At 54.7% G+C, this 1,182-nt stretch carries 1 pseudogene; it reads right to left on the bottom strand.

Going from position 1 to position 1,182, the window contains the following annotated elements:
• Nucleotides 1–1,182 (bottom strand): annotated as a pseudogene (locus tag E1162_RS19350) (DUF642 domain-containing protein); the annotation flags it as partial.

Here is a 1,182-nt window from a genome sequence, read left to right as displayed (position 1 = left end):
CTCGTTTGAGGTCGCCTGAATGGTACCGGTAAGATCCGGGCCCGGGTTCTGGGTAGAGAAGTCCGTTGGAAGCGTGATGCACAGCGCCTCGAACTCGGCAGGCGTTCCGGTGAACGTCAGCGTTCCATTTGTGATGGTGCCTGCTGTTGTTTGTGTACCATCTGGCAGACCATCCAGTGTAAAGGTAACGGACTGAATAAACTCCGAGCCATCATCATCGCTTTGTGAGATGGTGATGAAGTCGGCAGGCTTCACCTCAACAGGGGCATCAGTTTCGGTGGCCGTAATCGGCATGGCCACAATATCAATATCCTGTGTTGCAAGGATCTTGATGGTGCTGGTGGTTTCTTTCTCACCTTCCGGTGTTGTCACTGTGGTGGTGACCTGAATAGGCTCACCGCTTACAGGCTCGGTCTTGTAAAGCTGCACGTTATCGATGAAGCCACCGAAGGTATCGTTCTCGCTGGCCACTTCACGGAACTCGAGGCGGTCCATGCCACCTGTTCCGGTCACGGTAAAGCTTACCGTCTGCCAGTCAGCGCCTTCTGCAATCAGCGTATCCAGCTTCTCGCCGTTCCAGTAAACCTCGATGCTTTCAAAGCCATCGCGGCGGGCGGCAATATCAAAGCTCAAGGTATAGTCACAGTCCGCTTCGGTCTGGACATCCTGATAGACGCTATCGACAGCGCGCTCCGCATCAATTTCCAGATACTGCTCGCCTTCAGAGGCAACACGGCCCTGATAGCGGTCCTGTATCTCGATACGCGTACCAGACCAGCCCGGCACACCTGTACCGCCCGGATAGCTTCCCCAGTCGCCCTGAGGGAGGTCAGGATTCTCAAACGACCCGTTGGTGATGAGGTTATCGCCAGTGATCTGGCTGGTGCTCTCGGTGGAATAGTCCTCAGGGAACGTCAGTGACAGCTGGTTGGCTTCATCAACCGTACCGGTCCATGTGAGTGTATCCAGATCAAGAGCGCCCACATTGGCTGTGGTGCCATCTGGCAGGCGGTCAAAGGTAACGGTGACAACGGCGTTGTCTTCCGAGCCATCTATATCGGTGATGGCTGTGGTGATGCCCACATCAACGGTGACACCAGTTCCATCGCCATCTTCTTCAACGCAGGCGTCTTCTGCATCAAGTTCGATGTCTTCTTCATCTTGAACCTTGATACCGAAGGT

This window comes from Pseudovibrio flavus, from assembly GCF_009711345.1.
GTDB classification, from domain to species: Bacteria; Pseudomonadota; Alphaproteobacteria; order Rhizobiales; family Stappiaceae; genus Pseudovibrio; species Pseudovibrio flavus.
Note: the sequence above shows the minus strand (reverse complement) of the source record. Positions and strands in the feature narration are given on the sequence as shown.